2 protein-coding genes are annotated in these 2252 nt (G+C 74.0%); one reads left to right on the top strand and one right to left on the bottom strand.

All coding sequences use genetic code 11. From position 1 onward, the window contains the following. A partial coding sequence (locus OOT08_RS17725) for an SMR family transporter (protein ID WP_325094222.1) occupies positions 1-147 on the top strand: 147 nt, incomplete at its 5' end. Between the two features lie 50 nt (positions 148-197). On the opposite strand, the gene OOT08_RS17720 is transcribed toward OOT08_RS17725, so the two are convergent. Next, the coding region (locus tag OOT08_RS17720) for a RecQ family ATP-dependent DNA helicase (protein ID WP_325094186.1) at positions 198-2252 on the bottom strand (2055 nt) is incomplete at its 5' end.

The raw sequence follows: 2252 nt of genomic DNA, 5'->3' as shown, positions 1-2252 counted from the left end.
TACGGGGTGTGGTCCGCGGCGGGGGTCGCCCTCACCGCGCTGCTCGGCAGCCTGCTCTTCTCGGAGCCCTTCAGCTGGGTCATGGCCGCGGGCATCGCACTCATCGTCGGCGGCGTGGTCCTCGTCCAGAGCGGGGCGGCGGGCTGAGGCGCGGCCGCGCAGTACGGGCGGCGCGCACTCGTTCGTTCGGGGCCGGGCTAGGCGGTCACGGCGAGGGCGAACGGCAGGACGGCGGTCGCGCCCGCCTCGCGGAGCAGGCCGCCCGCGACCGTCATGGTCCAGCGGGAATCGACGCGGTCGTCGACGAGCAGGATCGGGCCGCCGCCCTGCGCCGCGATCGCGGCGCTCAGCTCGGGGCCGACCGCGAAGGCCTCCCAGACGGAGGCGAGCCGGTAGCCGCTGTTGCCGCCCGAGCTGCCGCGCGGCCCCTCGCCGACGAGGTCCAGCTCGCCCAGGTAGGCGAGCCGCCCCACGCGGGCGAGGCCCTGCGCGAGCGAGCCAACGAGCTGCGGCCGGGAGCGGGAGGGCACGCTGACGACCGCGACCGGGCGCGTCGACCAGTCCCAGTCCGCGAGCACGCGGACGCAGGCGCCGAAGAGCCCCTCCGCGACGGGGCCGTCCGGGGTGTTCGGCGCGAAGAGATCGCGGAGGGTGTTGCCCCAGCCGAGGTCCGTGAGGCGGGCAACCGCCCGGCCGGGCTCGAGCTGGCGTTCCGGGCTGATCTTGCCCTTCACCGGGGTGCCGTGCAGGCGCACCCCGAGCTGGTCGGCGCCCGTCGGCCACTGTCGCCGCGGCTCGATCTCGACGGAGACCCGGTCGAGCGATTTCGCGGCGACCCCCGCCGCCTCGCCCGCCACGTCGCTCGGGTACCAGGGCTCCGTGCAGCGGTCGCAGCGGCCGCAGGGCGCGGCCGTGTCATCGTCGAGGTCGCGCTGCAGCGTCTCCATGCGGCACCGGTCCGTGCGCTGGTACTCGATCATCGCGTTCTGCTCGTCGATCCGGGCCTGCCGGATCCGCGCATACCGCTCCGCGTCATACACCCAGGGCTGGCCCGTGGCGACCCAGCCGCCCTGCACCCGGTGCACCGCCCCGTCGACGTCGAGCACCTTCAGCAGGAGCTCAAGGGGGCTGCGCCGGATATTCACCCGCGCCTCGAGCGCCGGGGTGGACAGCGGGGTGTCGCCGAGCGCGTCCAGCACCGCGGTCGCGCGCGCCTCGTCCGGCATGGAAGAGGTCGCAAAGTAGTGCCAGATCTCGCGGTCCTCGCTGCCGGGCAGCAGCAGCACATCGGCGCGATCGGTGCCGCGCCCCGCGCGCCCGACCTGCTGGTAATAGGCGACCGGCGACGACGGCGCGCCGAGGTGCACGACGAAGCCGAGGTCGGGCTTGTCAAAGCCCATGCCGAGCGCGCTCGTCGCCACGAGGGCCTTGAGCTCGTTGTCCTTGAGCATCCGCTCGGATTCCTCGCGCTCATCGGTGTCCGTGCGCCCGGTATAGGCGCGCACCGCGTGCCCCGCGTCCCGGAGCAGCCGCGCCGTGTCCTCGGCGGCGGACACCGTGAGGGCGTAGATGATGCCGCTGCCGGTCAGCTCGGCGAGGTGGCTGAGCAGCCAGCCGAGGCGGGCACGGGAGTCGGGCAACTCCAGCACGCCGAGGCGCAACGAGGCCCGGGCGAGGGAGCCGCGGATCGTGACCACGCCCGCCTCGTCGACGCGGAGCTGCTCCTCGATGTCGGTGACGACGCGGGCGTTGGCCGTCGCGGTCGTCGCGAGCACGGGCAGGTCCGCGGGCAGCTGCCGGATGAGCTCGGCGATCCGGCGGTAATCGGGCCGGAAATCGTGCCCCCAGTCCGAGATGCAGTGCGCCTCGTCGATCACGAGCATGCCGATCCGCCCGAGGAGCCCCGGGAGCTGCTCGTCGCGGAAGCGCGGGTTGTTCAGCCGCTCGGGTGAGACGAGCAGCACGTCAACCTCGTCGTTGGCGAGCGCCTGCTGCGCGGCGTCCCACTCGTGCGCGTTCGCCGAGTTGATCGCGACCGCACGCACCCCGGCGCGGGCCGCGGCGGAAACCTGATCGCGCATGAGCGAGAGCAGGGGCGAGACCAGCAGGGTCGGGCCGGAGCCGCGGCGGCGCAGCAGCAGGGTCGCGATGAAGTACACGGCGGACTTCCCCCACCCCGTGCGCTGGACGACGAGGGCGCGCCGACGCCCCTCGACGAGCGTCTCGATCGCCTCGTACTGGCCGTCGTGGAA

The sequence above is a fragment of the Leucobacter sp. M11 genome (assembly GCF_035726885.1).
Classification (GTDB): Bacteria; Actinomycetota; Actinomycetes; order Actinomycetales; family Microbacteriaceae; genus JAPFRB01.
This window is presented reverse-complemented; position numbering and strand designations above follow the sequence as displayed.